The sequence below is a fragment of the Endozoicomonas sp. genome (genome assembly GCF_051008435.1).
GTDB lineage: Bacteria > Pseudomonadota > Gammaproteobacteria > Pseudomonadales > Endozoicomonadaceae > Endozoicomonas_A.
On the sequence record NZ_JBPCXO010000419.1, the window covers coordinates 1 to 6394 of the forward strand.

5 protein-coding genes are annotated in these 6394 nt (G+C 46.4%); 2 read left to right on the plus strand and 3 right to left on the minus strand.

The genetic code is table 11. The features are described from left to right. Positions 1 to 99 precede the first annotated feature (99 nt). The 3 genes from ACR2PX_RS21175 to ACR2PX_RS21185 all read right to left on the minus strand — a co-directional run bounded on the left by ACR2PX_RS21175 (position 100) and on the right by ACR2PX_RS21185 (position 3908). Positions 100 to 1014 (minus strand): ATP-binding cassette domain-containing protein, encoded by a 915-nt coding sequence (locus ACR2PX_RS21175; protein ID WP_434001346.1) that lies wholly within the window; start codon positions 1012 to 1014, stop codon positions 100 to 102. 375 nt (positions 1015 to 1389) lie between these two features. Further along, positions 1390 to 2037, minus strand: coding sequence for a YceI family protein (locus tag ACR2PX_RS21180; protein ID WP_434001347.1), 648 nt, complete (start codon positions 2035 to 2037; stop codon positions 1390 to 1392). 89 nt (positions 2038 to 2126) lie between these two features. Further along, on the minus strand, positions 2127 to 3908 hold the full coding sequence (locus tag ACR2PX_RS21185) for a DEAD/DEAH box helicase family protein (protein WP_434001348.1): 1782 nt from the start codon (positions 3906 to 3908) through the stop codon (positions 2127 to 2129). Between the two features lie 226 nt (positions 3909 to 4134). Between ACR2PX_RS21185 and ACR2PX_RS21190 the strand changes: the two genes are divergently transcribed. After that, positions 4135 to 5892 (plus strand): hypothetical protein, encoded by a 1758-nt coding sequence (locus tag ACR2PX_RS21190; RefSeq protein WP_434001349.1) that lies wholly within the window; start codon positions 4135 to 4137, stop codon positions 5890 to 5892. A 135-nt stretch (positions 5893 to 6027) separates the two neighbouring features. After that, positions 6028 to 6315: an acyl-CoA thioesterase gene (locus tag ACR2PX_RS21195; protein ID WP_434001350.1), complete on the plus strand. Its 288-nt coding sequence runs from the start codon at positions 6028 to 6030 to the stop codon at positions 6313 to 6315. The last annotated feature ends 79 nt before the right edge of the window (positions 6316 to 6394 follow it).

A 6394-nucleotide genomic window follows, 5' to 3' on the forward strand; every position in this document is an offset into this window, starting at 1 on the left:
CCTGCTGCTGTGATGTTGATTGTACCTCGCCAGGCTTGGTACAGGAGTCACAGTAGTAGACTGGTTCCGCAGTCCACAAGAATCTTCCTTCGTCAAACGCTAAAAACTGCAGAATCGAGTTAAAGCTAACAACCGATCAGCTCTCAGAGCTTCACCCTTGAGTTTTAGCTGCCAGGGCGAGATAGCAGGCTGATCGGTTTGCTGATCTTTCAATCGGTCAATCCTTTTCTCCATGCTTTTGGCTTTGCGAGAAAGGTCTTCGTTGTCGTATACCTTGCCCCAGAGCGCCAACCTCTTGGCGCTGCTTTCGACACGGTCGATTTCTTTCTGTTCTGACTGGCGTCTCAACCGGTCAGTTTCATCCTGATCTTCCAGTGCTTGCCGAGCCTGAGAACAGGCTAGCCGGAAGCAATGTATCTGGCCTGCCCGGAGAATCCAGGTATTGTTGGTCACCTGGTCCAGTAATCTCTGATCGTGAGAGACAAGGACAAAGCTGCCCTGCCATTGTTTCAGAAAATGTTCCAGCCAAAGCAGGGTGGGCAAATCCAGGTGGTTACTGGGTTCATCCAGAACCAGCAGGTCGGGCTCGAGAATCAGAGCTCGTGCGAGCATTAAACGAGTATGCTCTCCACCACTGAGAGTGGCGGCTTTCAATAACCAGTCCTGTTCTGAAAAGCCTACTTCTGAGAGCTGAAGCTCAGCTTTCCAGGCATCATCCTCACGGGTAGCGTCTGGCAGCTGTGCCTTGATGGCATCAATCAGAGTGAGCTGGCTTACCGAATCCGGAAGATGCTGTTCAATAGCAGCCATAATGCATTGCTTTGACAGGGCTATTGAGCCAGAACGGGCTGAAAGGTGTCCTGTCAGAAGTTTTAACAGGGTACTTTTCCCGCAGCCATTGTGGCCAATCAGGCCGATTCGATCACCTTTTTTCAGGGTGAACGAAAGCTCTTCCAGCAAAGGGCCAGAATTATTGTCATAGGAGACAGATTGTGCAGATAGTAAAGTGCTCATTGCTTACTCAAGATTTACAGGCATAAAAATGCCGTCGTCATACTTTGCTGACGATAACCTGGTAAGCCAGAGGGAATATACTCTAGTGCTTTTTCAGTTCTTAATTCCGCTCAAGCAAAGTTATCGCAGCACGATACCGGTAAAGCTTGAGCAGCTTCTGGACCCAAAGAAGTGTGCAAAATTCAATTCACACATAATGTAGGGCCTCCTCTTATTTCTTTATGTTGATGACAAATTGAAATTTCATCATGAAGGAATCAATCGAACGGCACAAGACTTATTCTGGCGTATAAGCCCTTCGGTAATTACCTTCAAAATCGAAGAGTTTATTTCAGAGGACACCAATAGCCACATGCTATAGGAACACAGAATGAATTACTGACGGATGCCTTCAACCTCGAGAGTAAGATCTATAGTCGGAGATACCGGGCCCAGATTTACCACTTTGAAGTCTTTCAGGGAAAGGGTAGTAGTACCACTAAACTCAGTTCGATAGTGACCTGATGGATCTTTGTCTTCACTCTCCTTGACGGCATCAATGATGATTTCTTTGGTAATGCCCTTCAGAGTGAAGTCGCCATAAATCCTGGCATTGTTTCCATCAGTGGACTCAATGTGAGTACTGACAAAATGGGCTTCAGGAAAAGTGCTGACATCCAGAAACTCACCGCTGCGCAGATGTTTGTCCAGTTCAGTATGGTGACTGTCGATAGAAGCCGTTTTGATAATCACATCCATCCTGGACTTTGACGGATCGTCTCCATCAAAAGTGAAGTCACCGCCAAAGTTTGTAAAGTTGCCATGCAACCAGTTATAGCCAAGTAGATTGACTTTAAAGTTTATAAAGGAATGGATCCCTTTGGGATCAATGGTGTAGTCATCAGCCCTGGCCTGCACTGAAAGCCCTATGGCTGAAACCGAAAGGGTAGAAGCCGCAACTATTTTTTTGAGCTGATTCAAAGTGATTACTCCCTGGTTGGGTAGTGAGCCAAAGAGTGGATGCACCATATGGGGCTTCCTCATAAGGTCTGCTGAAACTGCATTTACACACTTGATCTACTACCAAAAAACTGAAGCTTGATCATGAAGGAAATAATCGAGCAACAACAGACTTATTCTGCCTTATAAGCCTTTCGGTAATTACCTTCATAGTCGAAGAGTTTATCGATCACTGACCAGTAATGTTTCTCTTTTTGAGCAATCACGAAGTCGGGTTTGCGAAATTTTTTTCGCTGGTTGATCACGGCATCCACAGAACTGGCCCTGAAAGGCTCGGCCCGATTGATCAGCGCGTGTTTACCAAAATGATGATAGAAAGCACCTTGTTGAGCCGGGGTATCCAGCCGGAAGAACTCGCTTACTGCCGCGCCATCTTCATCATAATAGGTGATCTTGATTCTGGTGGTTTTGCTTTTGGAGTCCGCTTCCAGGGTCATGCCTGAGCAGCGCAGAACCATGCAATCTTTTAGATTGAGGGCATCACGCAACTTCTTGTCCGGATCGACCAGCGCTTTGTTGCATTGATGGCACTTACGAGCGGCAATATCATTCTCGGCACCACACTCTTCACATTCCTTGAAGCGATAGCGGAAGTCGCACTGAACAACTTCCCCTTCAAATTCTTCAATTCCCTGACAGCGGCGACCATAGTGCTCAACCAGGTCGCCATTACTGTCTACGATACCCCAGAAACTGTTGTTATGGCCGCAGGCAGGGCAGGGTACTGTTACAGGAACGGATTTGGAGTCTGGCTTTGGGCTGCCTATCTCAGGACTAAACAAATCATAGCGATTGCCGGCAAAGTCCATGACCAGACAATCTTTCTTGTTTTCAGCCAGGCGAAGCCCCCGACCAACTATCTGCTGATAGAGGCTGACAGACTCTGTCGGTCTCAGGATGGCAATCAAATCAACATGGGGGACATCAAAGCCGGTGGTCAGTACTGAAACGTTAACCAGGTATTTGATTTTCTGAGCCTTGAAAGCCTGAATCAGTACATCCCGTTCCTGTGTCGCCGTGTCGCCAATAATCAATGCTGATTCGGATTCCGGCAGGTAGCCCATGATTTCACGGGCATGATCCACGGTAGAAGCAAAGATCATGATACCTTTCCTGCCTTCAGACTCTTTCAAGACCTGGGTAATGATCTGTTGGGTCGCTCGTCCTTTGCCCTTGAGGAGCTTATTCAAGTCTACTTCACTATAGCGACCAAAATTGTCTTTGGATAAGAGACTAAAATCGTAAAAAACAACAGGGGCATCGATCAAAGTTGCAGGTGTCAGATATTCATTTTTTATCATGTACGACAATGGAAGTTCATAGAGGCAGCTTTTGAAAAAGCGCTTTTCCTCTGTTCTCTGGGTGCCCTTTTTATCACCGGGCAGGTCTCTGGGAAGATAGTACTGATAGAGCCAGCCCATTCCAAGGCGGTAAGGAGTTGCGGTTAAACCCAATATTTTCAGTTTTGGATTGAGCCTTTGAAGGTGTTCAATCACCTTGTGATAACTGGAAGTTTTCTCCAGAGAAACCCGGTGACACTCATCAATCACCAGCAGGGTGAAGTTGTCGCCATCAAACCGATCCAGGTTTCTTACAACGGATTGAACACTGCCGAAGACCACTTGCTCAGAGGCTTCTTTCCTGCCCAACCCTGCACTGAAAATAGAGGCTTTCAGATCATAGCTTTCGTATTTGGCATGGTTCTGCTCAACCAGTTCCTTAACGTGAGCCAGGACCAATACCCGGCCACGGGCAATCCTGCCCAGTTCACTGATCACCAGGCTTTTTCCTGAGCCTGTGGGAAGCACCACAAGAGCCGGATCGTCGCTTTTGCGAAAATGCTGTATCACACTGGATACCGCTTCTTTTTGATAGGGGCGTAGCTGGAAAGTCATTCGACCATTATATCCAGCGGATGCCTTTCCTTGAAAATCAATTAACCCCCGATGGTGCTAAAAAACGGTCTATCACTTCCACTGTTTCATATGTGCATCCATATCACACTTTTACAAAGTAAGGCTGTTCACTATATTGATTGATCAAGAATGGAATACGTCAAAAAAGTACGGAGGGGGATCTGGAAAACCGAGTCCAGAATGCAAAACGAAAAGGTGGTTTATTGTGCCAGTTATCAGGAAGTGTTTTTTAATTCTATTAACGAGTGCTCTGTTACAAAATGCTTTTTATTCATCTACCGCTGAAGCTTCTCAGATAAAAGAAGTAGCAGGCACCTCATCTCTGGCTACCTTGTCATTGGTTCTCATTCAAATTGAGCTCAAATACGGGCCTTTGAAGTTTTTGCAAGATACGGTGTCTGAAGGTTCAATGACTCGAGCTATGAACGTTATGAAAAGACCGCTTTTTGTCAGTGAACAGGGGTCTTCCTATGTCCGATTCATTTCTGAGCAGGCTTCTGTTTTACCCGATCAGTTGAACAATACAGGGGTTGAGGTAATGAGCCTCAGTCATTCGGGTCAGGGCACTGAACAGCTGCTGCTGGCTGAAAAATACAGTGTTGCGTCATTCACTGCAGATAATGAGAGGTTTGGTGTTTTCTTCATTGGCCAACCATCAGAGCCTATACCTGAGAATGAATGGCTGACGCTCTCTGATGCTAGCTATACAGCCAATCAAAGGTCGGGGCCAGCTGAATCCAGACAACCCCCTGATGAGGTAAGAGTGCATTACAGTGAGGAGCTCAGGCATCAGTTCTTGATTCTGATGAAAATCGACTCAGAGGGTTACCTGATCTTAACGATCATAAGCCCAACGGCGCGGACCATTGCTATTCGCACAGGCATCCATAGGTACAGTCAGGAGGGGCATGAACTTCTTAGTCTTTTGGAAGAATATGACAATGTTCTTGTAATCGATTCAGCGCCGCATCTGATTATCATTTCAGATCCAGAAAGAGCAGCCTATGAGTTGTTTATTTCTGAAAGCGATACTCTGCTGAAAGTTTCTGACGATTTAAAGGACGAATTAGAGGAACAGCTGAAGTTTGCCTTTGATGGTTCTGGTCCTCGATTTAAGTCCGTCAGAGTAGGAAGCGGTACGCCTACTATTGATCAATTGATGATGAATAGTCGACCATTTGGAGCAGTCCGGATAAGACATGGCGGAGGTCGAGGCAGAGGAGAAAACCGGGTTCATGATCGCCAGAGCCTTCCCACACTCATTGCACCTGCTCCTTCATCAGTATCAGCTTCATCTTCAAGAAGCTCCTCCCAGATGCTCACTTGGGTAGACAGGGAGGGCGTGACAAGAACTATCAACCCCAGAACAGTGAAACCGTTTGTCCCTATGGCGACACCTGGTAGCAATCAGCCTGAAAGGACGAAACAGACTTTACCAACACCAACACCAACACCAACACCAACACCAACACCAACACCAACACCAACACCAACACCAACACCAACACCAACACCAACACCAACACCAACACCAACACCAACACCAACACCAACACCAACATCTGGGTCTAACCCTTCTTATGCTGAACGGGTCAGGGCGTCAAACCCTCGGAGAGAACAGAGGGAGGAGCAGGTACGGGTGAGTCTGGATAAAAGAGAGCATGAGAGGCAGCGATTGCTGCAAAGAACGCCGGAAGGCATTGAGGCCGATTTATCTCTGGCAATAAAAGACTGGAACGTGAATGAGCAATATTTCTGGGAGATGACACAAGACAAGACGCATCATAATGAACAGATGTTTCGTTCCTTTGTGAGAGAAATGTTTGGAAGAAAGCGTAATGTTAAGCAAATCCGTCAACTGGTCAGAGGGTGGTATTATCGTCATTGGATCAGCATCGATCAATATCTATCAATTATTCAATTACTGAGTCAGGCCCAAGCCAGCAAAAAATGGCCTGGGTAGTCAGTCATTGAGCATTCAACGTTCCCGGTTTCATTGGGAGCGGGTTATATGGAAATACTGATTCTCTGGCTTTTTTGCTATTCTGCCTTTCGATAATCCTTTATTGCCCAGGGCTGACACAAGAGAAAAAAGAATATGGCCAGAGTCGACATTGAAATTCCCGAACAGTTTGCATTCAGTACTGAAGTGGAGGTGCTGTATTGCCACGTCAATGCAGCAGGACACATGGGAAATGATTCTTTGGTGGGCATACTGAACGAAGCCCGGACCCGTTACCTGAAACAACCCGGACTCAAAGATATAGAATCGGAGAAAAAAGGGCTGATCAATGCGGACTTGGCTGTTATCTACAAAAGTGAAGCCAAACATGGAGAAACGCTAGGAGCCTGTCGGACTTATGCTTTCGAGCATAAATTTCAGTAGAACGAGTCGAATTATTCGATGGATTCGTGAGAATAGTTGACCTATTTAATCGAATTCATCGAATAATTGGGCCGTTCTT

Coding starts and splice junctions, on each gene's coding strand:
- ACR2PX_RS21195 (WP_434001350.1), top strand. CDS start 6,028: ATGGCCAGAGTCGACATTGAAATTCCCGAACAGTTTGCATTCAGTACT.
- ACR2PX_RS21175 (WP_434001346.1), bottom strand. CDS start 1,014: ATGAGCACTTTACTATCTGCACAATCTGTCTCCTATGACAATAATTCT.
- ACR2PX_RS21185 (WP_434001348.1), bottom strand. CDS start 3,908: ATGACTTTCCAGCTACGCCCCTATCAAAAAGAAGCGGTATCCAGTGTG.
- ACR2PX_RS21180 (WP_434001347.1), bottom strand. CDS start 2,037: ATGAGGAAGCCCCATATGGTGCATCCACTCTTTGGCTCACTACCCAAC.